This window comes from Streptomyces sp. NPDC006259 (assembly GCF_042870975.1).
Classification (GTDB): Bacteria; Actinomycetota; Actinomycetes; order Streptomycetales; family Streptomycetaceae; genus Streptomyces.
Genome location: NZ_JBIAHY010000001.1, coordinates 707614 through 730283 on the forward strand (window position 1 = coordinate 707614; position 22670 = coordinate 730283).

Here is a 22670-nt window from a genome sequence, read left to right on the forward strand (position 1 = left end):
TCTCCACGGTACAAAACAGTGGGCCCGCGCGCCACCCGCCCCGGCGGGGGTTCACCTTCCGTTCGGCTCCCCGCGGGGTTCAGCCGGTGACCGCCTCCCACAGGCTCCACACGCCGAGGGCCAGCATCAGCACCGCCGCGATCTGGGTGATCAGCTTCAGCGGCACCCGCTTCATCAGGGCTTTCCCGCCGACGATGCCGAGTCCGGCCACCGACCACAGCGCCAGCACGGCGCCGAGACCGACGGAGAGCGGATCGTCGTAGCGGGCGGCGAGGTTGGCCGTCATGATCTGCGTCAGATCGCCGAACTCGGCGACGAGGATGAGCATGAAGCCCGCCCCGGAGACCTTCCAGAAGGACTGGTTCTCGGGCTTGCGGATCTCCTCGTCGCCCTCGTCCTTCTTCATCAGCAGCACGGCGGCGCCGCCCAGGAACAGCACGCCGGTCAGCGCGTGCACGATCTGCTGCGGCAGCAGGGTCAGCACGCTGCCGGCCGCGACGGCGAGCGTGACGTGCAGCGCGAAGGCGGCGGCGACGCCGGCGAAGACGTACGAGGCGCGGTAGCGGGTGCCGAGGACGAGGCCGGCGAGAGCGGTCTTGTCCGGCAGTTCGGCGAGGAAGACGACGCCGAAGACGAGCGCCGTCACGGTCAGGCTGATCAAGGGTCCTCAATCGGTCGGGGCCGCCCCACCGAGAGTGCTGCTTCCTTCGCACGCGACGCCTCGGCACGGCAGCACACGTGTGCTCCGCGCCGTACGGCACGGAGGTGCACTGCTTGCCGAAGGTCTCGCTGGCCGACCCTGTGAAGGTCTGCCTCCGGGCGCCGGCTCAGACGAGCTGAGCAGTATGTCGACGGTCCGGCGTAGAGCTACTCCCCTTCTGCGCCGTCCATACTACGCGACCCTCCCGGCACCCCCGGGGCGACCGTGGACGCGCCCCTTCCACCACACCTGGGGACGACCGCGGACGCGACCCTCCCGTCAGCCCCTGAGGGCGACCGCGGACGCGACCTCGCCACCATCCCAGGGACGACGGCGGACGCGACCCTCCCACCAGTCCTGGGGACGACCGCGGACGCGACCTCGCCGCCACCCCAGGGGACGACCGCGGATCCGGCCGCGAGAGAACCGCCCCCGGACGCGCCGCGAGGCCGAAAGTCCCGCCGCACCCCTTGTTATGTCATGTGCACGTCATTAACTTCTTACCGCGCGCACACCTCCCCGCAACGCGGGCTCGCGAGCATTCCCTCGCTCGCACCGCAACGCCCCGATCCCTCAAGGGAGTTCGTATGTCGAAGTTCTACGCGCGTCGACGGGTCAGCATACTCGCGGCGCTCACCGGACTGATAGCCTCCGCCGCCCTGTTCAACTCCCCGAGCGCCTCCGCCGCCCTCCCCACCCCGGTCAGCGCCGCCACCGCCCGGACCTACCTCGCCTCGCTCACCGTGGCGACCGAGGACCGCACCGGCTACGACCGTGACCTGTTCCCGCACTGGATCACCCAGTCCGGCACCTGCAACACCCGCGAGGTCGTCCTGAAGCGCGACGGCACGAACGTCGTCCAGGACTCCGCCTGCGCCGCCACCAGTGGCAGCTGGTACTCCGTCTACGACGGCGCCACCTGGACCGCCGCCTCCGACCTCGACATCGACCACCTGGTGCCGCTCGCCGAGGCCTGGGACTCCGGCGCGGGCGGCTGGACCACCTCCCGCCGCCAGGCCTTCGCCAACGATCTGACACGCCCGCAGCTCATCGCGGTCACCGACAACGTCAACCAGGCCAAGGGCGACCAGGACCCCGCCACGTGGATGCCGTCGCGCACGGCCTACCGCTGCACCTACGTCCGCGCCTGGGTCCAGGTGAAGTACTACTACGGCCTCTCCGTGGACTCCGCCGAGAAGAGCGCCCTCACCACCTACCTCGCGAGCTGCTGATCGGATTCGGGGAAGGAAACCTCCCCATCCCGGCCCGTCGTTCCGTACCGTCGTTCCGTACCGTACGGGGCGACGGAGGAGGCGATCACGTGGCCGAACTGCGGCTGGGACCCCTGTTGAGATACGCCGACGGCTCGTGCGCGACGGTCTGGATCGAGGCGAGCCGTCCGTGCGCCGCCGAGGTGCGCTGCGCGGACGGTTCGCAAGGCACGGCCCGCACCTTCCAGGTGGCGGGCCACCACTACGCCCTGGTGGCGGTGACCGGGCTCACCCCGGGCACGGCCACCCCGTACGAGGTGTTCCTCGACGGCACGCGGGCGTGGCCGCCGGCCGACTCGCGCTTCCCGCCCTCGGTCATCCCCGCCCCGGCGGAGGGCGCGGACGTACGGGTGGCCTTCGGGTCCTGCCGGTGGGCGGCGCCCCCGGCCGACGAGCACGACCCGGTGGGACCCGACGCCCTGGACAGCCTGGCCGCGCGGATCGCCGCCGACCCGGACGGGGAGCGGCCCGACGTCCTGCTGCTGCTCGGCGACCAGGTGTACGCCGACGAGACCTCGGACGCGACCAGGGAGCGCATCGCGGGCCGCCGCGACCCGGACGAGCCGCCGGGCAGCGAGGTCGCCGACTACGAGGAGTACACCTGGCTGTACTACGAATCCTGGCTCGACCCCGAGATCCGCTGGCTGCTGTCGACCGTGCCCAGCTGCATGATCTTCGACGATCACGACGTCATCGACGACTGGAACACCTCCGCCGCCTGGGTCGCCGACATGCGGGACACCGGCTGGTGGCGCGAACGGGTGCTGAGCGGCCTGATGTCGTACTGGGTCTACCAGCACATCGGGAACCTCTCCCCGGCCGCCCTGGCCGCCGACCCCCTCTACGCGGCCGTACGCGACACCCCCGACGCCACCGACCTCGTGCGCGACTTCGCCTGCCGGGCCGACACCGAACCGGCCACCGTGCGCTGGAGCTACCGGCGCGACTTCGGGCGGACGCGGGTGCTGATGGTGGACTCACGGGCCGCACGGGTGCTCAAGGAGGACGAGCGCTCGATGCTCGACGCCGGGGAGGCGCGATGGGTCCGCGAACAGGCCCTGGACGGCCCGGGGTCGTACGACCATCTCCTCGTCGGCACCTCGCTGCCCTGGTTGCTGCCGCACCTGGTGCACGACGCGGAGGTGTGGAACGCGGCGCTGTGCCGGGGTGAACGCGGGCCGCGCTGGGCGCGGTTCGGGGAGAAGGTGCGGCGGGCGGCGGACCTGGAGCACTGGGCGGCGTTCCCGGAGTCCTTCGCCGCGCTGACCCGGCTGCTGGCCGAGGTGGGCACGGGGCCGCAGGCACCGGCGAGCGTGCTCGTGCTGTCCGGGGACGTGCACCACGCCTACGTGGCCGAGACCCGCTGGCCCGGCGACGCTCCCGACGCGCGGGTGCTGCAACTGACCTGCTCGCCGGTCCACAACTCCATCCCCCGGTCGATGAGGGTGGGTTTCCGCTTCGGGTGGAGCGCCCCCGCCCGCGCCCTGGGGCGCCGTTTCCGGCGGCACGGTCGCTCGCCGCGACCGCCCGTGGACTGGCGCAGGACCGGCGGACCCTGGTTCGGCAACCAGCTCATGACGCTGACGCTGCGCGGGCGTTCGGCCCGGCTGCGACTGGAACAGGCCCGTGAGGACGGCGGGCTGGTCCTCGTGACGGAGTCCCAACTCACCTCCGGCTAGCGGGCTTCGGCGCGGCAGCCCGCCGCGCCGAAGACCTCCCAAGGGGTGAATTCGGTCATAGTTTCGGGCGCGAACGCGGGCACGGGCGCGGCGTCCGGCGTCGCCCCACGTGCGTCGGCGCCGGACAGCGGGACTCCAGTGAGATCCGAGCCATGGCCAAATGTTGAACTTGCAAGCATCTGTCCGGTGCGCCTACCGTGGGTCGCTCGTTCGGTACCGCCGTCCCCACCCGGCCCGCCCACCCCAGGGCTCGCCGTACGTCCGACACCGAAGGAGTACCCCCCGCATGTCCGCTCGTCTCGACAGCGCACAGCCGTACGCGATCGGCCTGTTCCGCATCGTCGTCGGACTTCTCTTCGCCTGCCACGGCGCCGCCTCGCTGTTCGGCGTCCTCGGCGGAGCGGCCGGCAGCGACGGCGGCACCATCGACGCCGGCACCTGGCCCGGCTGGTACGCGGCCGTGATCCAGCTGGTCTGCGGCAGCCTGGTGCTGCTCGGCCTCGGCACCCGGGCCGCCGCCTTCCTCGCCTCGGGCTCGATGGCGTACGCGTACTTCGACGTCCACCAGTCGTCCGCCCTGTGGCCGATCCAGAACGGCGGCGAGGCCTCCGCGATGTTCTGCTGGGCCTTCCTGCTGCTGATGTTCACCGGCTCCGGCGCGCTCGGCGTGGACCGGCTGTTCGCCCGGCGTACGCCGTCGCGGCGGAAGCCGGCCGGGGATCAGGCGCCCGTCGCGGCCTGACCTCGCACGCATCGTCGGCGCCCTTCCCGCAGCCGCGGGGAGGGCGCCGACGCACTCCGGCGGACCGCCCTCGTGTGAACACGCCGTGTGGAACGCACGAGCCCCCCGTGAACCCCCTGTCACACCACGGGCGTACGCTGGATGGTTGTCATCGGCCGCACCTGCCGCTCCCCCGCGACACAGCGGCACGGTTCGGCCGCACGGGGGAGACGACGGGGAGTTCCGCGGTGTTCGAGAGTGTGGGGGCGTTGATCGGCGCCCCATGGATCTACGCGTTGGTGGCCCTGTCGGTCCTCCTCGACGTGTTCCTGCCGGTGCTGCCCAGCGGCGTCCTCGTCATCACCGCGGCGACCGCCGCGGCCGCGGGGTCGGGGGCGGCGACCGGGCGGCTGCCGCACGAGGTGCCCGACATCCTCGCGCTGATCCTCTCCGCCGCGACCGCCTCCGTGCTCGGTGATCTGGCGGCCTACCGCCTCGCCCGGCGCGGCGGGGCGCGGCTGGACCGCGCGATCTCCCGTTCCCGGCGGCTGACCACCGCGCAGGAACGTCTCGGCGGAGCCCTCGCGGAGGGCGGCGGCGCGCTGGTCGTGCTGGCCCGGTTCGCGCCGGCCGGCCGGTCGGTCGTCTCGCTCATCGCGGGCGCCGCGCAGCGCCGGGTCCGCGACTTCCTGCCCTGGTCCGCCCTGGCCGGTCTGTCCTGGGCCGCGTACAGCGTCGCCCTCGGCTACTTCGGCGCGCACTGGCTGGGGGCGACCTGGCTGGCCACGGGGGTGTCCTTCCTCGCGCTGTTCGCCGCGGGGGCGGGAGCGGCGTACTTGATGCGACCCCGTCCGGCGTAGCGGGAGACGCGGGACGCCCACTGGGGGCTCCGTAGGGGCTCCGTGCCCGGATTCCCTGTCGGCCCTGAACGGGCTTCGTCCTCGAACGCCGGACCGGCTGACCACACCTCCCCCGGCGTCGGCGGAACCCCCGCCCCGCCACGGCGGAGACCGACTCTCACCACCGTCCCCTGCCCGCGCGGCCAGTGCCGCCGCCGGCACCGCCTGCGGGCATGCGGTGCCGGCTGGGGCGGCGGTCCGGTCGGGCGCCGGGAGCCCGCCGCTCGACGCAGCCCTGAGTGGGGCAGCCCTGGGGGGGGAGGCACCCCGAAGCGCCAGGTCGCGTGACACACCGCCGACCCGCCCGACTCGCCCCTCCGCGTCGGCGGGCATGTGTGCCGCCTGAGGCGGTCCGGTCGGGCGCCGGGAGCCCGCCGCTCGACGCAGCCCTGAGTGGGGCAGCCCTGGGGGGGAGGCACCCCGAAGCGCCAGGTCGCGTGACACACCGCCGACCCGCCCGACTCGCCCCTCCGCGCCGGCGGGCATGTGTGCCGCCTGAGGCGGTCCGGTCGGGCGCCGGGGCCCGCCGCTGGAGCGAAGCCGAGAGCCGGGGCGACACTCCTCGGCGCCCGGGTCCGCGGCCGACCCGCACGACGGCCGACCCGCACCGTCGTTCCGCGCGACCGCCGACCGCCGACCGCCATGGTCGCCCCGCACGACGGCCGACCCGCACCGTCACCGGTCGGCCCCGGCGCGGCCGACCGGCAAGGTCACCCCGCCGACCGCCGACCGCCACGGTCACCCACACGACGGCCGACCCGCACCGTCACCGGCCGGCCCCGGCGCGGCCGACCCGCGAGGTCACCCCCCGCCCGGCCTGGCCGACGCCGCGGCTCCCCGTACCTCCAGCCCGTCCAGCAGCTCCGCCGTGGCCGCGGCCACGGCGTCCACGGCTGCCTCGAAGACCTCCCGGTTGTGCGCGGCGGGGGCCCGGAATCCGGACACCTTCCGCACGTACTGGAGGGCGGCAGCCCGCATCTCGTCCTCCGTGGCCGTCTCGGCGAGGGCGGGCGGGCGAAGTGTCTTGATACTCCGGCACATGCCCCCAGTCTCACCCCACCCGCCCCGATCCGTCGCCCCTTTCCTCATCCCGGGCCCCCTGCCATGATCGCCCCGAGGCGGCCACCGCTCCCGGGGCCGACCGACGAGAGGAACAGCAGCACCATGGCGAACAAACTGACTCTGGCGATCCTCGGCCCGGGCGGCGTCGGCGGTCTCCTGGCCGGCCTCCTGTCCCGCGCCGGCCACCACGTGATCTGCCTGTCCGGCGGGGACACGGTCACCCACCTGCGCACCCATGGCATGCGGGTCCGCAGCGCGCGGTTCGGCGACTTCACCGTCCCCGTCGCGGCGGACACCGAACTCCGCGCTCCGGTCGACGCCGTCCTGATCACCGTCAAGCACACCGCTCTGGACGCGGCCCTGGACCGTCTCCCCGCCGCCGCCCTCGGTGACGCCCTGCTCGTGCCGTTCCTCAACGGCGTCGAGCACCCGGCGTCGCTGCGCGCCCGGTACGGCCCCGAGGCCGTCGCCCCGGCCGTCATCCGCGTGGAGTCCACCCGGGTCGCGGCGGGTGTCATCGAGCACGCCAGCCCCTTCGCGGAGGTCGACCTCACCGGTGCCCAGGTGGCCCGCGTCCGCCTCGACGCGCTCGCGGGGGCGCTGTCGGAGGCCGGTCCGACGACCCGGGTGCTGCCGGACGAGACGGCCGTGCTCTGGGCGAAGATGGCGTTCCTCGCCCCGTTCGCCCTTCTCACGACCCGCCACGGGCTACCCCTCGGCGAGGTCAGGACACGCCACCGCGGGGACCTGACCGCCCTGGTCGCGGAGGTGGCCGCGGTGAGCGGCGCCTGCGGCGGTCCCGCCGACCCGGCGGCGGCGCTCGCCCGCTACGACGCCTTCCCGCCGGCCACCAGGTCGTCCATGCAGCGCGACGCGGAGGCCGGCCGGCCCCTGGAGCTGGACGCGATCGGCGGTGCCCTGCTGCGCGCGGCGGAGCGGCACGGGGTGCCGGTGCCGGTGGCGGCGCGCCTGGTACGGGAGTTGCGGGACGCGGGCTACTGACTCAGGTCGACGCACCAGTCGTTGGACTTGATCCAGTGCCCTTTCGGGTACTCGAAGTCGGACTGGCCGAGCAGGGTGAACCCGGCTCCGCGGCACACCGCGTTGGACGCGGGGTGATCCACGCTGGGGAAGGCGTGCAGGGTCCGGTGGCCGCCGGTCTCCCGCTCGGCCTCGCGGACGGCCTCGACGACGGCGTGGGCCGCCCGCGTGGCCAGCCCACGCCCCTGGAACTCGGGCAGCACCCCCCACCCCGTCTCCCAGACCGGCTCACCCTGCCAGGACCGCTCCCAGTAGCCGATCGCCCCGACGGTCTCCCCGCCTTCCGCCAGCACGACCCGGTACATCCGGCCGGGAGCCAGCTCCAGATAGCGGCGGTGACGGTCGGCGAGCTGCTCCGCCGTCTCCGGGCCGCCCAGATGGTCGGTCATCTCCGCAGCGTTGTTCCGCTCCAGCAGCCAGAAGTCGCCCTCCCCCCAGGGCATCAACCGCACCTGTTCCCCACCGGTCCCGGCCTCAGTGACGTTCATGCGGCCACCCTAGGACGAGGGTCCGACAACACCCCTCCTTCCTTCGAACAGATGAACCCCTCCGGGAAACTCGCACCTCAAAATCGAACAGGCGTACCATTGCCGTGTGGCTAAGACCTATGACTTTCCCAGCGACCTGCGCGCCGGTCAGGAGGAGCTGCATCAGGTCCGGGCCGAGCTTTCGGCCCTGCTGAAGCGGCTGCCCTGGTCGGTCGAGCCGCTGGACGGCTTCAGTGACGACGGCGGCTGGCGCAAGGTGGAACGGCCCGCCTCCCCCGGCTGGACGGCCGACGAGCAGGCCGAGGTGGAGAAGCTCCGCCGGCGCGAGCACGAGCTGGCGGTGTTCGTGTCCGGTCACCGCTTCTGGGCGGAGGTGGCCGCGGCCGACCGCGTGGAGGCCCGTATGCGCCTCAAGCACGCCCACGAGACGCCCCCCGGGGAGGAAACCTAGCGGCCCCGTCCGGCGCCGCCCGTGACATGCGAGAGGGTCCCCGGGACTTCCCGGGGACCCTCTCGCACTGCCTGGTGGGCGCGGACGGTTTCGAACCGCCGACATCCTGCTTGTAAGGCAGGCGCTCTACCCCTGAGCTACGCACCCAGGACGAGTCGACAGCCTACATCGCCCGGAGCCGTGCCCGGCAAACGGTGTCCTCGGAGCGGGCGATGCCGGGGGTTCGGCCCTCGGACCGGGCGGCGGCCGGGGATTCGGGCGGCGGCCCGCGGTCCGGGCGACAGCCCGCGGTCCGGACGGCGGCCGGGGGTCCGGGCGGCGGCCGGGGGTTAACCCCACCCCGGATCCGGGAGTGCGCCGGATCGTCCCGCGGAGCGCGGCTGCCTAGCGTCGTACGTATCGAGAACAGTGGCATCCACGCGGGCCCCGGGGTCCGTCGCAGGGGGAGATCATCATGGCCCGTTTCACCGTCCACGTCCGTACGGTGCTCGTCGCGGGGGCCGTCGTCGCCCTCGCCGCCACCGGGACCGGCTGTTCCTCCGCCGGGGACGACGAACATCCCGACCACCGGTCCTTCGCCCTGGAGGGGGCCACCCTCACCGTGGACTCCGACGACTCGGCGCTCGAGATCGTCGCGTCGGACGACTACCGCGCGGGCACGGTCCAGGTCACCCGCTGGTTCGACGGCTCCGTGCTGGTGGGCGACGGGCCGGAGGTCACCTGGTCGATGAAGGACGACCGGCTGGTGCTGCGGACGCACTGCTCGGGCGTGGTCGCCGACTGCTCGACCAAGCACCGCGTCGAGGTGCCGCGCGGGGTCGCCGTGAAGGTCCAGGACGACGACGGCAGTGTCCGCGCGCGGGGCTTCCGGGACGCCCTGACCATCCGCACGGCCGACGGCTCGGTGCGGGTCACCGACTCCAGCGGGCCTCTCGACCTGCGCTCCGACGACGGTTCGGTGCGGGCGGAGGTCTCCTCCCGCCGGGTCAGCGCGCACACGCGCGACGGCTCGGTGCACCTCGGCCTGGAGGCCGTGCCGGACCGGGTGGAGTCCGTCAGCGACGACGGGTCCGTGACGATCGAACTGCCGCGGGCGACCTACAAGGTGACGGCCCGCACCGGGGACGGGTCGGTCCACGTGTCCGTCCCCCGCGACGACTCCAGCGAGCACGTCGTGTCCGCGCGCAGCGGCGACGGGAAAGTCACCGTGCGGAACGCGAACTAATCAGCCCGTGTGTTCGTCATCAACCGGTGGGAGAATGACTCCGGGCAGGGCGGATCACAGTACGGGAGAGGGATGTGACGGCGACACCAGCGCAGCCGTACTCGCCGTTGGTGCCGCGCGCGCGTCCGCGGGTGCTCGGGGACACGCTCGCGCTGGCCGCCCTCCCCCTCCTCGCCGTCCTCCTGCTGCCCGCCGCGTTCGCCGGCGGTGGCACCCGCCGCTGGTTCGGCGGACGGGCGGAGAGCCAGCGGGCGGAGGCGCAGGCCGCGAAGGACGCCGCGGCGGCCGCGTTCTACGAACTGGACACCGCGCAGCGGGATCTGAGGATCTCGATCGAGACGATCACGGCCGTCGACGCCTCGCCGGCCGCCCGGCGCGCCGTCGCCGACTTCGAGGCCATCGGCCGGCGCATCGACGAGGCCAGCCACCGGTACATCCAGGCCGTGGACGCCCACGACCTGGACCGGGACGACCTGGAGGCCTCCGCCGCCACACAGGCCCGCGGCGAGTTGACCCGCGCGAAGGACGAACTGGTCCGCGTCAAGGGCGAGCTGGACCGTTTCACGGACGGGCTCGGCCCGCTGCTCGGCAAGGCGGAGACCCAGCTGGCCCGGCTGGCGCCCGCCGTGGAGCGGGCCCGCCAGAGCCTGCTGGCGGCGTCGAACGCGCTGGACGCGGTCCGGGAGACCGGACTGAGGGCGGACGACCTGGCCGCCCGCCTGGCCGCGCTCGCGCCCGAGCTGACCAGGCTCAACCAGGGCGCCGGTCAGCACGGCGTGCCGGAGACCCTGGAGCGGGCCGAGCGGGTCGCCCGCGAGGCGCAGGCGGTCCGGGCGGAAGCCGAGCGGCTGCCGGAGAGGGCCGCCGAGATCGACCACCGGCTGGTGTCCCTGCGCACGCGCGCGCAGGCGCTGACGACCCGGTCAGAACAGGTCGAGCCGATCCTGAGCGAGCTGCGCCGGCGTTTCACGGCGGCGTGCTGGCAGGATCTCCAGCACGTCCCCGACCAGTCCGTGGAGCACATACGGCAGGCGGAGGCGAAGCTCGCCGAGGCGCGGACCGCGCGGGACGCCCAGCGCTGGCCGGACGCCGCCGCGCTGCTGTCGACGGCGCGGGCCCTGCTGAACTCCACCGACGAGGCCGTCTCGGCCGCCGGTTCCCGGCTGACCAGGCTCAATGCCGTGCAGAAGGATCCGCGCCAGGAGATCGAGCGGACCCGCTTCGCGATCCGGGACGCGCAGCGGCTGGCGATGGCCGGGCGCAACACCCCCGACCCGAGGGACGCGCGGCCGCTGGACGAGGCGGTGGCCCGGCTGGAGCGGGCGATCGCCACGCTGGAGGGCCGCCACCCGGACTACTGGCACTTCCTCACGGAGACGGAGGCCGTCCGGCACGCGGTGTCGGGCGTGGTGAGCCGCATCCGCGAGGACCGCGGCGCCGGACACTGAGCCCACCCACGCCCGCCCCGCCCCGCCCGCGGCGGCTGCCGTTGCCCCCGGCGCGCGTCGGGCGGATATTGGAGGTGCGTAGGACTCGGCTCGCGCAGCGCTTTCCAGGGAGGCGGGAATGGCCACCCACATCACGCACTCGGCGACTCGGCGGCGGATCACGCTGGACGACCACCTGCCCGTCGACCACCGTCTGAACAGGGTCTACCGGATCGGCGCCGGCCTGATGGGGCTCGGGCTGCTGGTCTTCGGGATCTTCGGGATCATCGACCGGATCGGCTTCTTCGACACCGGCGGGGACACCGTCTGGAGCCTGAACACCAACGGCGCGCTCAGCTGGCTGTCGGTCGCCGTCGGCCTGCTGCTCCTGGTCGGCATGGTGATCGGCGGCAACTTCGCGTCCACCCTGAACATGACCCTCGGCGTGCTGTTCCTGGCCAGCGGCTTCTTGAACATGGGACTGCTGGAGACGGACTACAACTTCCTGGCGTTCGAGATCCAGAACTGCATGCTCAGCTTCGTGATCGGCATCCTGCTGCTGGTCTTCGGGATGTACGGCCGGGTCGGTTCGGCCCTGCCGCACGACAACCCGTACTGGCGGGCCCGTCACCCCGACATGGCGGAGGAGCGGGACGACCAGCGGGAGCAGCGGGAGCGGTTCCCGGCGGAGCACCCCGAGGCGCCCCGGATCAGGTCCCGGGAGGCGGCCCGGGAGGCGTTCGGGGAGGCCCCCCGGCCCCCCGGTCAGGTCCCGCCAGGGACCTGACCGGTCCCGCACCCGTCAGGTGCGGTAGGCGTAGTACGCGGCGTTCGGGTACGACGCGAGGACGCTCGCCACCGACCTGCTGTAGGTGTTGGTGGAGTGGTACGTCAGGTACGGCACGCCCCGGCTGCGGGACGTGACGATCATGGTGTGGTCCTTGGAGCCGTCCTTGTCGAAGTCGACCTGGAGGACGTCGCCGACGTCCAGCTGGTAGACGTTGGTGAGGCTGGTCGTCCGCTTGGAGTTCTGGGCGAACCAGGACCACTCGTTGACGCCGACGAACGAGTCCGACTGGATGTCGGCGTTGCCGAACCACTTGGTGTAGTCGTACACGTAGCCGGGGACGTGCTTCCAGCCGCCCGCCTTCAGGGCCTGGCTGACGAAGTTGGTGCAGTCGCCGCCCGCGCCGTGCCCGTTGAAGTTCGGGTAGGCGGGGTTGTAGTCCGACCAGTACTGCTTGGCGTACGCGGCCATGGCCTTGTAGTCGAGGCCGCTGGCGGTGAAGTTCTTCGCGTTCGCCGGGCCGGGGTACGAGGTCGACGCCTTGGGGGCCGACGGCGTGGTGCTGGTGACGGTGGCCACCATGGGCGCGACGGACGGCTTGGCCGTCTGGTTCACCGCGAGGCCCTCGTCGGTGTCGCGGATGCCGGTCAGCTGCCAGTCGCCGTGCCGGTCGGCGGTGAAGGTCAGCTCGTGGTGGGCCTGGAACCCGGTGGCCTTCGGCTCGTCGCCGCGGACCTTCTCGTAGGTGAGGGTCGTGGTCTCGGTGACCGCGACCTTGGCCTTGCGGCCCTTCACGTCGGTGGCGTCCAGGGTGACGGTGGTGCTGCCCTTGCTGTACTTCTCGCCGAGCTGGGCGAGCCGCTCCTTGCGCCGGTCCAGCGAGGACAGGGCGGCGTCCTCGGTCCGGTTCTGCTTCGACGACAGCTTGACGTCACCGGAGAAGCCGTCGGTCAGCGGCTTCCCGCGGTGGTCCCGCTTGCCGTCGACCAGGGCTTCGGTGCGGTCGGTGAACACCGCGTCGGCGAGGCGCTGGAAGGTGGCCTTCGTCCTGGCGTCCACCGTGGGGTCGTCGACGACCGCCGCGCCGGCGCTCCAGTTGGGCAGCAGGGCCACTCCTGCGACGACGGAGGTGGCCGCCGCCCCGAGTATGACGGCGCGGCGCCGGGTACGGCTCAATTTCCTTGACTTCACTGATGTTTCCCCTCTTGCCCCGGCGGCTGGATGCCGGGGTAGCGCATCTTTGCATGCCGTGTGCGGCACATGTGAAGAGGGGGGCGGCCGTACGGGCGAGGGAGTTATAGGACCGTCACTGCACAACCCCGTCCGGTGTCAACCCGGTTACTGAACGACGGTCGACCAGTCCGGTGACTGGGCCGGGTCGAGGGTGCGCAGCCGCTCCAGCGTGGCGGGCGTCTGCACGTCCATCCAGTCGGCCAGCTCCTTGAAGGAGACGCACTTGACGTCCTTCTTCACGCACACGGTCTTGATGACCTGGTCGACGGCCTTCATGTAGATGCCGCCGTTCCACTCCTCGAAGTGGTTGCCGATGAACAGCGGGGCCCGGCTGCCGTAGTACACGCGGTTGAAGCCGGCCATGTAGGAGTCGGCGGTCTCCTGCTGCCACTGCGGGTACTTGGCCGGGTCGCCCTCGGTCTCGCCCTCGGACTGGTTGTAGAGGAAGTTGAAGTCCATGGACAGGCCCTGGTACTTGCCGCCCTCGTACGGGAGCATCTGGAGCGGGAAGTCCCAGATGCCGTTCTTCTTCGTGGGCCAGATCTGGAAGTCGCCGGCCGAGCTGGCGTCGTAGCGCCAGCCGTAGCTCTTGGCGGCCTTCAGCAGGTTGGCCTGGCCCTCCAGGCAGGGGGCGCGGCCGCCGACGACCGCCTTCCTGAAGTCGAAGGGCAGCGGGTCCATGTCGGTGTAGCCGGTGTTCGTCTTCCACTTCTCGGCGAAGTCGAAGAACTGGTCGATCTCGCTCTTCCACTCCTCGACGCTCCAGTCGCCGCCGCCCTTGGCGCCGCAGAAGTGGCCGTTGAAGTGGGTGCCGATCTCGTTGCCCTCCTCCCACGCCTTGCCGAGGTCCTCCAGCGTGGTGCGCACGTGCTCGTCGGTGGGGAAGCTGATGGCCGCCGACCCCTTGGGGTGCTGCGGCGGGCTGTAGAGGCCGGCCTTGCTCTTGGGCAGCAGGTAGATCCCCGTGAGGAAGAACGTCATGTGCGCGTTGTACTCGCGCGCCATCTCCCGGTAGTGGGTGAACAGCCCGTCGTCGCCGGCCAGCGCGCCGTCCCAGGAGAAGACGACGAACTGGGGCGGCTTCTCCCCCGGTTTGAGCGGTACGGGCTTGAGGCCGCCCTTCTGGGGGCCGGTGTACGAGGTGGAACCGTCCCCGAGGACCTTCGTCTTCCCGTCCCACTCCGGCTCCTCCCCCGCCGACGCCGTCGCCTTGCCGCCCTTGCCCGCGGAGGCGGTCGGCGCGGTGTTGTCCGTGCGGCTCAGCACCAGGTAGCCCGCCACCAGCGAGGCGACGACGAGGAACGCCGCCAGGCTCAGGAAACCCGGATGGGCGGCGGCGGGGCGGCTGGTTGCCCGGGCCTTGCGGCGGCGGCCCGACGGTGGCGTCATGTGCGGCTCATTCTCGAGGGGTTCGGGGACTGCGGTGCGGCCTGCGATCAGCCGAGCGGGCTCATGGCTCTGGACCAGATGCCGTAGGGGACGCTGTTGCCCGCTGTGCCGTCGATGCCCTCCAGCGGCAGCGGTTCGAGACTCTCCGCCAGGTCGATGCGGTAGAGGACGACCGCCGTGGAGACGGCCTTGTCGGTGCCGACGTACCAGGCGGCCTTGGAGTCCTGGGTGGTCCCGGCCTTGCCCGCCACCCCGGCACCCTCCGGTGCGGCGCCGGGGTGGGCGGTGCGGAAGGCGTCGGTGAGCGCGGAGGTGACCTCCCGGGCCGTGTCGGCGCCGATCGCGCGAACGGGCCTGGGGAGGGCCAGCGGGATCTTGGTGCCGTTGTGGGTGATCTGGCGCACGGAGTACGGCTCGGTGTGCCTGCCGTCGGCGGCGAAGGTGGAGTAGCCGCTGGCCATGCGGATGGCGCTGGGCGTGGAGCTGCCCTGCGACAGGGCGGGCACCTGTGCGCCGAGGCTGGAGGGGAGCAGTCCGGCCGCCGCGGCGGTGGAGCGCACCTTGTCCAGGCCGGTGTCCATGCCGAGCTGCATGAACGGCGTGTTCACCGACAGGGCCAGCGCCCGGTGCAGGGTGATCCGTCCGTAGGACTTGTCGTTGTCGTTGCTGGCGGCGACCTTCCTGCCGCTTCGGTCCCAGTACGGCCCCTCCGGCGTGGTCACCGGCACGTCGTCGTCGCCGTCGTAGACGGACTCCCCGGTGACCGGTGTCGCCTCCCCGTCCCGCTCCTTGTGGACGCCGTGCTCCAGGCCGGCCGCGTAGACGAACGGCATGAAGGCGGAGCCGGCCGGCACGGTGGTGGCGTTGGACTCGTTGTAGCCCTGCGTACGGTGGTCGGGGCCGCCGTAGACCGCGAGGATCCGTCCGTCCGCGGCCACCGAGGCGGCGCCGTAGTGGGCCGTCTTCGCGTGCTTGGGGTCGTCCTTGAGGGCCTTGGCGCGGGCCTTGGTCACGGCGTCGGTGAGCTGGGCCTCCCGGCCCTTCTCGAACGTCGTGTAGATCTGGTAGCCGCCCAGGTCGAAGTCCTTGTCGTCGATCTTGGCGGACTTCTTGGCGTACTGGGAGGCGAGTTCCACGAGGTAGTCGCTCTGCTCACCGGTGTCGTACAGCGGATTGCTCTTGAGCGGCTCGGGGAACTTCTTGTAGGTGGCCCGCTCCGCCTTGGACAGTTTGCCGATGGCGACCATCCGGTCCAGGGTCCACGTCCAGCGTTCCACGGCACGGGCGCGGTTGGTGCTGTTCAGGGTGGGGTCGTACAGCCCGGCGCCCTTGAGGAGGGCGGCGAGGAAGGCGGCCTCGCTGGCGTTCAGCTCGCTGACGTCCTTGCCGTAGTAGGCCTGGGCGGCGCGCTGGATGCCGTAGGTGCCGCGGCCGAACCAGCTGGTGTTGAGGTAGCCCTCCAGGATGTCGTCCTTGCTCATCTGGTTGTCGAGCTTGAGGGCGATCATCGCTTCGGTGAACTTGCGCCGGACCGTCTGGCCCTGGTTGAGGTAGACGTTCTTGACGTACTGCTGGGTGATCGTGGAGCCGCCCTGGGTGTCGCCCTGGCCGACGGTGCGGAACAGGGCGCGGCTGATGCCCTTGAAGGAGATGCCGGGGTCGCTGTAGAAGCTCTCGTTCTCGGCGGCGAGGACGGCCCAGCGGACATCCTCGGGGATGTCCTTGAGCGGCATCGCCTGCCGCTGCACCCAGCCGGTGCGGGCCATGGGCGTGCCGTCGGCCCAGAAGTACACGTTGTCCTGCTGGGTGGCGTAGGTGTTGAGGTTGTCCGGAACGTCGGTGGCGGCGTAGGCGACGACCAGGAAGAGGGTGCTCAGGCCGAGGGAGGCGAGGACGCCTCCGATCGACTGCCGCCAGGAGGGTGTCCAGCGGCGCCAGCCGGTGCGGCCGGGCCGTGGGTACAGCGGGCGCATCCGGCGCGCGTACGGGGCGAGGAAGACCCTGAGGCGCGCGGCGTACGGGGCGAGGAAGGCGACGAGGGGTGCCAGTCGGGGACCCACGGCGGCGGTGAGCCGGGAACGCAGAGGGGGGCGGGGGGCTTTTCTGCCCTTCCGCCGGTCTCCTGATGCCGAGGATTCGTCGGAAACATCCGGTATTCCGGATATCTCCGATTGATCCTCGCTGCCGGGTATGCCCTCCGGTGGCACCCGCAGTTGCATGGTCTCGTCCGCCTTGAAAGAAGCGGGAACCTTCAACTGCATGGTGGCGTCGGCCGGCTCCTGGGGCTCCTCCCCCTGCCCCGCCTGGGTCACGATGTCTCCCTCCGCACTAGGTATTGCTCGCGTAGGCAGACGTACAGACGTACGAGGGTCTGGCATGGTTGCCGTCGGAACGGCAGCAAACCCTGATTCCCCCAACCTCGCGGTTCATCGCGGCGCCCTCAAATTACCAGCGCCCTTCGCAAGATCTCCACATAAGAAATCGACAGAAGTGAACACCATAGAAACAGCGGGGGCCGCTTCCCCCCATAGAGGGATTAATCTGTCCGCATGCCTCGCTACGAGTACCGCTGCCGGACCTGCGGCGACACCTTCGAACTCAGCCGACCCATGGCGGAGTCGGCCGCGCCCGCCGACTGCCCCGCCGGTCACGACGACACGGTCAAGCTTCTCTCCACAGTAGCTGTAGGCGGCACGGTTTCCGCCCCCGCACCCAAGGCGGGCGGCGGGGGCGGCTGCTGCGGCGGGGGCTGCTGCGGCTGAGGCCTACCGGTCGCGGACGCCCTTCAGGAACTCCCGCAGGATCCGCTCCCCCGCCAGCACACCACGCTCGGGCAGCGCCGTGACCTGCGGCGCCGTCCAGGCCGCGTCGGCCAGCTCGCCGTGACCGGGGCGCCAGCCCCGGTCCGACACCAGCAGCAGATCGGCGTCGAGCAGGGAGTCACCGGCCGCCAGCGTCAGCTCGGCGCCGGAACGCCGGGCCACCTCCCGCACGGCCGCGCTCTTGGTCAACGGCTTCGGCACGGCGTAGATCTTGCGGCCCTGGAGCGAGACGGTCCACCCGCGGTTCTCCGCCCAGACCGCCAGCTCCTTCACCCACTCCTCGGGCAGCAGCTCGCGCTCCACCACCAGGTAGGCGAACAGCTCCTCGGCGATGCGCTCCTTGCGCAGCCACAGCGGATCGGCGAAGGCCGCCAGGTGCGCCTGCACCTCCGCCAGCGGGGCGCACTCGTCGGCCAGCCGCGCGGTCACCACGGCCTGCCAGTCCGGGTCGGACACCCCGTCGACCAGCAGATGCCCGCCGTTCGCGCAGATCGCGTACTTCGGCGGCGGACCCGGCAGGTTGATGCGCTGGTACTGCTTGCGGGTCCGGGTGGTCGTCGGCACGAACAACGCCGCGTCCCCCAGCTCGGTCAGCAGCCCCGCCGCCGTCTCCGTCAGGTACGACAGGGGACGGCTCTCGTGCACCTCCACGCACAGCAGCCGGGGCGCCCGCGCGTCCGGCATGGTCAGCGCGAGGGCCGCCGCGGAGTAGATGAGCGTACGGTCGAGGTCGCTCGCCACCAGCACCGGCATCAGAGCGTCACCGCCTTGCCGTCGGCGCCGGTCGCGCCGCGCGTGTACTGCGGGTGGATCAGTCCGACGCAGGTGTACGGCAGGTCGCCGACCTCCTCCACCGGTACCCCTCGCTGCCCGGCGAGCAGCCGGACGTGGTCCAGGTCGGCGCCCGCCCCGGCCCGCGCCAGGATCTTCCACGGCACCCGGCGCAGCAGCACCCGGGTGGTCTCGCCGACGCCCGGCTTGACCAGGTTCACGTCGTGGATGCCGTAGGCCTCGCTGATGCGCTCCACCGCCGCCCAGCCCTCCCAGGTCGGCGCGCGGTCGGCGGCCAGCAGCTCCTTCACCGCCGCGTCCACGGCGTCCGCGACCTCCGGGAAGCGGGCCGAGACGGCGTCCAGGAAGGCACCCGAGACGTCCGCGCCGGCCAGTTCGCGGTAGAACTTGGCGCCGTGGAAGTCGTCGGGTCCGACCAGGTCGGCGCGGAGCACGGTCCGCGATATCAGGCCCGACACCGTCGAGTTGAGGCAGGCGGAGGGGATCAGGAAGTCCTCCCGCGTGCCGTACGTCCGTACGCAGGAGCCCGGGTCGGCCAGCACGGCGATCTCCGGGTCGAAGCCGGACGCGCCGCCCGCCGCCTCGAACTCCTCCACGGCCGCCGCCAGTTCGCGGGTGATCGCACCCTTGCCGGTCCAGCCGTCGACGAAGACGACGTCCGCCGGGTCGTGGTGCTGGGCCAGCCAGCGCAGCGCGTTGGCGTCGATGCCCCGGCCCCGGACGATCGACACCGCGTAGTGCGGCAGCTCCAGACCGTGCCGGTACTGGGCCCAGCGGCGCATCAGCACGCCGACCGGGGTGCCGGCGCGGGCCAGCGAGACGAGCACCGGCCGCGGGGACCGTTCGGCGATCACCAGTTCCGTCACCGCGCCGACCGCCTGCGCCAGCCGGGACGCGGACGTCTCCAGCGCCGCGTGGAACAGCTCCTGGTACTGCTCGCTGGGCTGGAACTCCACCGGCAGGGACTCCGCGTAGTGCGCGCCGCCGCTCTGGATGGCCTCCTCGCGCTCCTCGGTCGGCGCCTCCAGCGTCACGTCCGAGAGGTCCTGGAGCAGCCAGCCGACCTCCTCGGGCGCGTACGAGGAGAAGGCGGGACCACGGAGGGGGTCGGGCAGCATGGCGGACCTTTCGGGTACGTACAGCGGCTCGGGGACGTACGAGGGCACGACCGCGAGGACGACGTGCGGGGTGTGCGCGGCGAGCCGGTCCAGGAGGCCGCCGGGGGCGTGCAGCGCCGGGGTGTCGGCGGCGGAGTCGACGACGGCGACCACGGCGTCGAAGTTCGCACCCGCGACGTTGTAGGCGTAGCGCTCGCCGGGGCCGTCGGCCGGATCGTCGTGGGCGGGGAAGACGATCCTGCTGCGTATCGCGTAGCCCGGGTCGTCGACCGCGAGAACCGGCGAGCGGGTGGTGGTGGAGAAACGCACCTCCGCGTCCGTGGTCCGCTCCAGCTCACCCGCCAGTCGCAGCGGCGCGTACATCAGCTCCTCGAAGCCGAGGACGTGCACGCGGCGTGCGCCGTCCGGCAGGGCCTCGGCGAGCCGCGCCGCCATCGCGGGCAGGGCGCCCTCCAGCCGGACGCGGTGCTGCGGTGTGAAGCCGTGACGGCCGCCGTCGGGCAGCCCCCGGGGCCAGCGGAGGTCGACGCGGTCGACGCGTGAGGGGCGCGCGGTGCTGTCGTGCGGGGGCTCGCCGGCGGGAGCCGGTCGCGTCCGTGCGGCGGTGGCCGCGGACGCGACCGGCTCCCCCGCCCCCGAGGGGTCGAGGTCGTAGCTGGCCACGAGGGACTGGCCCTTCGCCAGTACCCCCTCCGGCAGTCGTACGGTGCCGGAGGCCGCCGCCACCAGGTCCACCCTGGCGTCGATCTCACGGGCGAAGGCCTCCAGGCGGCCCGCGTCGGCCGGGGAGCGCATGTCGACCAGGGCGACGACGACGTACCGGCGGCGCGGGTAGCGCTCGTGCAGGTCGCGGATGGTGTTCAGGACGGTGTTGCCGGTGGAGAACTCGTCGTCGACGAGGACCAGCGGGCCGTCCCCGACCAGCAGCGCCGGGTCCTCCGGCAGCAGCAGGTGGGAGGTGGCGTGCGAGTGGGACTCCTCGAAGCCGCCCGCCGGGACGACGCCGGGGACGGGGCGCCGGGTCGAGTGCAGGTACGGCGCCCGGCCGATGCCGTCGGCGACGGAGTGGCCCAGACCGGTGGCCGTCTCCGCGTACCCGAGGACGACGGCCTGCGCGGCCTCCGCGCCGAGCAGTTCGCCCACCCGGCGGCCCAGGGCGAAGCCGTGGCCGTAGACCACGGACGGCGACTGGGGTACGTGCTTTCCCAGCACGTGGGAGACGAGCAGGTGGGCCCGCTTGGGGTTGCGGCGCAGGGCCAGCCCGAGGAGGTCGGTCAGCGTGTCGTCGCCCTCGAGCCGGACGCCGAGCCGCTCGGCGACCCAGCTCCCGGACCAGACCCCGTTGTTCACTGCCTTGTTCATGCGTCCCTATGTCGTGAGGAGGGTGGTGCGGTGGTTCAGCCGGGTATGCCCGCGGCGAGCAGGTCGACGAAGCTGACGTCCTCGTGCGCGACGCCGAAGACCTCGGCGCGCACCATGGTCCGCTCGGCCCAGGCCCGGTGCGGCTTCACCTCGTTCATCTTGTTCGTGTACGCCGACCTCATGACGCCTCCGCCGCCGCGCTCCGGCCGCAGGATGTCGGCCGCGTCGCTGTACTCCTCGTGACTGACCACGGACAGCGCGTGCACGGCCGGTACGTGCGAGGGGTGGATGCAGGTCTTGCCCAGCAGACCGTTGGCGTGGTCGAGGGAGATCTCGCGCAGCAGTCCGTCCATCGCGTGTTCGATCAGTTTCTCACGCAGCTCGACGGCCTGTCCCTCCAGGAAGGGGCTGTGCCGCAGCATCGGCTTGAACATGCGCTCGGGGACCCGGAAGTACTCCCACACGGGCCCGGTCACCGTGAACCCGGTGCCGTCGGCCCGCCCCAGCATGTTCACCACGTCGGCGATCACGGAGGCGACGATCTGGACGTCGTAGGCGGTCATGTCGGGCGCCCGGCGCAGGCCGTACGACGAGCAGAAGTCGGTGACGCCGAGACGCAGCGCGAGGACGCGGCTGCGGTACTTCTCGACGGCGCGGGCGATGCCCTCCAGGGCGTCCACCCGCGACTCGCGGTACATCAGCTCGGGCGTCTCCAGGACGGGCATGCCGAACAGCCGCCGGCCACTGGCCAGCTCGGCGTCGGCCAGGGCCTCCAGGAAGGGGATGCCGCGCTCCTCGGTGAACTTCGGGAAGACGAACCCGCTGAGCAGCCGCACCGCCGGGCCCAGGCGTCGGACCAGGTCCGGGATCTGCTCGGGGGTACGGACGCGGATGAACAGCAGCGGCGGCTCCACGCCGGGGCGGGCGGCCAGGTCGGTGAACTGGCGGACGAGGTTCTCCTCGCCGTGCTCCACGTCCTCGTCGCCGATGGAGTCCTCGAGGCACAGCACCATGGACACCACGCCACGCCCGGTCTGCTTGAGGATGTCCTCGGCCAGCCGGGGCCGGGTGGCCGGGCTGTAGAGCGTGGCTCCCAGGGCGGCGGACAGCAGCCGGGCCGGCGAGTCCGTGTCGAACACGCAGGGCTGCCGGTAGAACAGGCGCTGCCGCACCTCAGGGGCAAGGTGCCCGAAATGACGCATATATCTCCCCCGTGGTGCAAGTCGAGCGTATGGATTCGGCAAGAGGTGGCCGGTAATAGTACGTAGAGACCCATGTCGTGGGTTCCCACCGGTCATGAATTCCAGGTAACGCAGAGCGACACAACGCGACACGGCCCGGCATCGTCCGCTGCGGGACGGCCCGGACCGCCGGTTGCCGTGTACCCGCATTGTCGTGAGCAGAACCGAGAGGGCAGGATGAGCGCATGACGCACGCGATGCTGAAGGGGTCGAACGTCCCGCTGAAGGCCACCACGGTGCGGGCCGTGCTGCGCTGGACACCCGGGCAGGGGGTCCCGGACGTCGACGCCTCCGCGCTGCTCCTCGGCCCCGAAGGTCGTGTGCGATCCGACGAGGACTTCGTCTTCTACAACCAGCCCCGGCACCCTTCGGGGAAGGTCTGGCGGCTCGGCAAGAAGCGTGGCGCCGAGGGCCTCACCGACACGATCCAGACGGATCTGGCCGGTGTCGAGTCCGACGTCGGCCAGATTCTCCTGGTCGCTTCGGCCGACGGCGTCACCTTCGACCGGGTACGGGCGCTCAGCATCCTGCTGTACGACGCGGCGGCCGCCGAGGGTCAGCCGCTGGCCACCTTCGACATCCGTCCGGAGACCGGTGAGGAGACCGCGCTGATCTGCGGCGAGCTGTACCGCCGCGGGGAGGGCTGGAAGTTCCGGGCGCTCGGCGAGGGCTACTCCAACGGTCTCAAGGGCCTCGCCACGGACTTCGGCATCTCCGTCGACGAGTCGGAGGAGGCCGCCGTCGGCTCCGACGCCGGCTCCACGCCCAGCCTCTCCCAGCCGCTGCCGCCGGAGGAGCCCACGACGGCCGTCCCCCAGCAGCCCGCGGGCTACGGCTACCCGGCGTCCCTGCCGACGTACGGATACGGCTATCCGGACGCCCAGCCGGCCGGGGCGGCGCCCGCCGGCGAGTTCCGCATGCCGCCGCAGGGACCGCAGTTCATCGGACGGTGAGGGCGGCGG

At 72.2% G+C, this 22670-nt stretch carries 20 protein-coding genes and 1 tRNA gene; 11 read left to right on the forward strand and 10 right to left on the reverse strand.

All coding sequences use genetic code 11. The features are described 5' to 3' along the window. Window positions 1–79: 79 nt before the first annotated feature. A complete protein-coding gene (locus tag ACFYO5_RS02965; RefSeq protein WP_388703490.1) occupies window positions 80–661 on the reverse strand; it encodes a TMEM165/GDT1 family protein in 582 nt (193 codons plus the stop codon). Window positions 662–1287: 626 nt separating this feature from the next. Between ACFYO5_RS02965 and ACFYO5_RS02970 the strand changes: the two genes are divergently transcribed. The 4 genes from ACFYO5_RS02970 to ACFYO5_RS02985 all read left to right on the forward strand — a co-directional run bounded on the left by ACFYO5_RS02970 (window position 1288) and on the right by ACFYO5_RS02985 (window position 5231). Beyond that, on the forward strand, window positions 1288–1932 hold the full coding sequence (locus ACFYO5_RS02970) for an HNH endonuclease family protein (protein WP_388703492.1): 645 nt from the start codon (window positions 1288–1290) through the stop codon (window positions 1930–1932). An 89-nt stretch (window positions 1933–2021) separates the two neighbouring features. Next, complete coding sequence (locus tag ACFYO5_RS02975) at window positions 2022–3650, forward strand: alkaline phosphatase D family protein (RefSeq protein ID WP_388703495.1); 1629 nt, start codon at window positions 2022–2024, stop codon at window positions 3648–3650. A 286-nt stretch (window positions 3651–3936) separates the two neighbouring features. Next, window positions 3937–4392, forward strand: a complete 456-nt coding sequence (locus tag ACFYO5_RS02980; protein ID WP_356559483.1) for a DoxX family protein — start codon at window positions 3937–3939, stop codon at window positions 4390–4392. A gap of 227 nt (window positions 4393–4619) precedes the next feature. After that, window positions 4620–5231 (forward strand): VTT domain-containing protein, encoded by a 612-nt coding sequence (locus tag ACFYO5_RS02985; protein ID WP_356559485.1) that lies wholly within the window; start codon window positions 4620–4622, stop codon window positions 5229–5231. Window positions 5232–6071: 840 nt separating this feature from the next. Here ACFYO5_RS02985 and ACFYO5_RS02990 read toward each other — a convergent pair. Continuing rightward, on the reverse strand, window positions 6072–6311 hold the full coding sequence (locus ACFYO5_RS02990; protein WP_388703498.1) for a DUF2277 domain-containing protein: 240 nt from the start codon (window positions 6309–6311) through the stop codon (window positions 6072–6074). A gap of 123 nt (window positions 6312–6434) precedes the next feature. Here ACFYO5_RS02990 and ACFYO5_RS02995 point away from each other — a divergent pair, with 123 nt between their 5' ends. Then, a complete protein-coding gene (locus tag ACFYO5_RS02995) occupies window positions 6435–7334 on the forward strand; it encodes a ketopantoate reductase family protein (RefSeq protein WP_388703500.1) in 900 nt (299 codons plus the stop codon). On the opposite strand, the gene ACFYO5_RS03000 is transcribed toward ACFYO5_RS02995, so the two are convergent. Continuing rightward, entirely contained in the window at window positions 7328–7861 is a 534-nt protein-coding gene (locus ACFYO5_RS03000; protein ID WP_388703503.1) for a GNAT family N-acetyltransferase, read from the reverse strand. The genes ACFYO5_RS02995 and ACFYO5_RS03000 overlap by 7 nt on opposite strands. A gap of 106 nt (window positions 7862–7967) precedes the next feature. On the opposite strand from ACFYO5_RS03000, the gene ACFYO5_RS03005 reads away from it, so the two are divergent. Further along, window positions 7968–8312 carry a hypothetical protein gene (locus ACFYO5_RS03005; protein WP_356559493.1) on the forward strand — a complete coding sequence of 115 codons (345 nt, stop codon included), beginning with the start codon at window positions 7968–7970 and terminating at the stop codon, window positions 8310–8312. A 72-nt stretch (window positions 8313–8384) separates the two neighbouring features. Here ACFYO5_RS03005 and ACFYO5_RS03010 read toward each other — a convergent pair. Beyond that, window positions 8385–8459 (reverse strand) — tRNA-Val (locus ACFYO5_RS03010). A 307-nt stretch (window positions 8460–8766) separates the two neighbouring features. Here ACFYO5_RS03010 and ACFYO5_RS03015 point away from each other — a divergent pair. The 3 genes from ACFYO5_RS03015 to ACFYO5_RS03025 all read left to right on the forward strand — a co-directional run bounded on the left by ACFYO5_RS03015 (window position 8767) and on the right by ACFYO5_RS03025 (window position 11751). After that, window positions 8767–9537: a DUF4097 family beta strand repeat-containing protein gene (locus ACFYO5_RS03015; protein WP_356559495.1), complete on the forward strand. Its 771-nt coding sequence runs from the start codon at window positions 8767–8769 to the stop codon at window positions 9535–9537. A 74-nt stretch (window positions 9538–9611) separates the two neighbouring features. After that, window positions 9612–10985 (forward strand): hypothetical protein, encoded by a 1374-nt coding sequence (locus ACFYO5_RS03020; RefSeq protein WP_388703506.1) that lies wholly within the window; start codon window positions 9612–9614, stop codon window positions 10983–10985. 118 nt (window positions 10986–11103) lie between these two features. Continuing rightward, window positions 11104–11751: a DUF4383 domain-containing protein gene (locus ACFYO5_RS03025; RefSeq protein WP_356559499.1), complete on the forward strand. Its 648-nt coding sequence runs from the start codon at window positions 11104–11106 to the stop codon at window positions 11749–11751. A gap of 15 nt (window positions 11752–11766) precedes the next feature. On the opposite strand, the gene ACFYO5_RS03030 is transcribed toward ACFYO5_RS03025, so the two are convergent. From ACFYO5_RS03030 to ACFYO5_RS03040, 3 genes are all read right to left on the reverse strand, one after another. Further along, window positions 11767–12927 carry an amidase domain-containing protein gene (locus ACFYO5_RS03030; protein ID WP_356559501.1) on the reverse strand — a complete coding sequence of 387 codons (1161 nt, stop codon included), beginning with the start codon at window positions 12925–12927 and terminating at the stop codon, window positions 11767–11769. Window positions 12928–13089: 162 nt separating this feature from the next. After that, window positions 13090–14373, reverse strand: coding sequence for a hypothetical protein (locus tag ACFYO5_RS03035; protein WP_356559503.1), 1284 nt, complete (start codon window positions 14371–14373; stop codon window positions 13090–13092). A gap of 47 nt (window positions 14374–14420) precedes the next feature. Then, window positions 14421–16634 (reverse strand): transglycosylase domain-containing protein, encoded by a 2214-nt coding sequence (locus ACFYO5_RS03040; RefSeq protein ID WP_388704705.1) that lies wholly within the window; start codon window positions 16632–16634, stop codon window positions 14421–14423. A gap of 288 nt (window positions 16635–16922) precedes the next feature. Between ACFYO5_RS03040 and ACFYO5_RS03045 the strand changes: the two genes are divergently transcribed. Further along, the gene (locus ACFYO5_RS03045) at window positions 16923–17135 is read left to right on the forward strand and encodes a zinc ribbon domain-containing protein (RefSeq protein WP_356559505.1); all 213 of its coding nucleotides are present in this window, start codon (window positions 16923–16925) and stop codon (window positions 17133–17135) included. A 3-nt stretch (window positions 17136–17138) separates the two neighbouring features. Here the strand turns inward: ACFYO5_RS03045 and ACFYO5_RS03050 are convergent, their stop codons facing one another. From ACFYO5_RS03050 to ACFYO5_RS03060, 3 genes are read right to left on the reverse strand one after another with little or no spacing between them, the layout of a single operon-like run. After that, window positions 17139–17948, reverse strand: a complete 810-nt coding sequence (locus ACFYO5_RS03050) for an HAD family hydrolase (RefSeq protein ID WP_356559507.1) — start codon at window positions 17946–17948, stop codon at window positions 17139–17141. After that, window positions 17948–20467 carry a phosphoribosyltransferase gene (locus ACFYO5_RS03055; protein WP_388703511.1) on the reverse strand — a complete coding sequence of 840 codons (2520 nt, stop codon included), beginning with the start codon at window positions 20465–20467 and terminating at the stop codon, window positions 17948–17950. The genes ACFYO5_RS03050 and ACFYO5_RS03055 overlap by 1 nt, the downstream gene beginning before the upstream one ends. A 35-nt stretch (window positions 20468–20502) precedes the next feature. Beyond that, window positions 20503–21669: an HpcH/HpaI aldolase/citrate lyase family protein gene (locus tag ACFYO5_RS03060; protein WP_388703514.1), complete on the reverse strand. Its 1167-nt coding sequence runs from the start codon at window positions 21667–21669 to the stop codon at window positions 20503–20505. Window positions 21670–21893: 224 nt separating this feature from the next. On the opposite strand from ACFYO5_RS03060, the gene ACFYO5_RS03065 reads away from it, so the two are divergent. Continuing rightward, the gene (locus ACFYO5_RS03065) at window positions 21894–22661 is read left to right on the forward strand and encodes a TerD family protein (RefSeq protein ID WP_388703517.1); all 768 of its coding nucleotides are present in this window, start codon (window positions 21894–21896) and stop codon (window positions 22659–22661) included. The last annotated feature ends 9 nt before the right edge of the window (window positions 22662–22670 follow it).

What these genes read in the sequence shown, in the direction of transcription:
- ACFYO5_RS02970 (WP_388703492.1), top strand. Translation starts at nt 1,288, where the DNA reads ATGTCGAAGTTCTACGCGCGTCGACGGGTCAGCATACTCGCGGCGCTC.
- ACFYO5_RS02980 (WP_356559483.1), top strand. Translation starts at nt 3,937, where the DNA reads ATGTCCGCTCGTCTCGACAGCGCACAGCCGTACGCGATCGGCCTGTTC.
- ACFYO5_RS02990 (WP_388703498.1), bottom strand. Translation starts at nt 6,311, where the DNA reads ATGTGCCGGAGTATCAAGACACTTCGCCCGCCCGCCCTCGCCGAGACG.
- ACFYO5_RS02995 (WP_388703500.1), top strand. Translation starts at nt 6,435, where the DNA reads ATGGCGAACAAACTGACTCTGGCGATCCTCGGCCCGGGCGGCGTCGGC.
- ACFYO5_RS03000 (WP_388703503.1), bottom strand. Translation starts at nt 7,861, where the DNA reads ATGAACGTCACTGAGGCCGGGACCGGTGGGGAACAGGTGCGGTTGATG.
- ACFYO5_RS03015 (WP_356559495.1), top strand. Translation starts at nt 8,767, where the DNA reads ATGGCCCGTTTCACCGTCCACGTCCGTACGGTGCTCGTCGCGGGGGCC.
- ACFYO5_RS03025 (WP_356559499.1), top strand. Translation starts at nt 11,104, where the DNA reads ATGGCCACCCACATCACGCACTCGGCGACTCGGCGGCGGATCACGCTG.
- ACFYO5_RS03035 (WP_356559503.1), bottom strand. Translation starts at nt 14,373, where the DNA reads ATGACGCCACCGTCGGGCCGCCGCCGCAAGGCCCGGGCAACCAGCCGC.
- ACFYO5_RS03040 (WP_388704705.1), bottom strand. Translation starts at nt 16,634, where the DNA reads ATGCAGTTGAAGGTTCCCGCTTCTTTCAAGGCGGACGAGACCATGCAA.
- ACFYO5_RS03045 (WP_356559505.1), top strand. Translation starts at nt 16,923, where the DNA reads ATGCCTCGCTACGAGTACCGCTGCCGGACCTGCGGCGACACCTTCGAA.
- ACFYO5_RS03050 (WP_356559507.1), bottom strand. Translation starts at nt 17,948, where the DNA reads ATGCCGGTGCTGGTGGCGAGCGACCTCGACCGTACGCTCATCTACTCC.
- ACFYO5_RS03055 (WP_388703511.1), bottom strand. Translation starts at nt 20,467, where the DNA reads ATGAACAAGGCAGTGAACAACGGGGTCTGGTCCGGGAGCTGGGTCGCC.
- ACFYO5_RS03060 (WP_388703514.1), bottom strand. Translation starts at nt 21,669, where the DNA reads ATGCGTCATTTCGGGCACCTTGCCCCTGAGGTGCGGCAGCGCCTGTTC.
- ACFYO5_RS03065 (WP_388703517.1), top strand. Translation starts at nt 21,894, where the DNA reads ATGACGCACGCGATGCTGAAGGGGTCGAACGTCCCGCTGAAGGCCACC.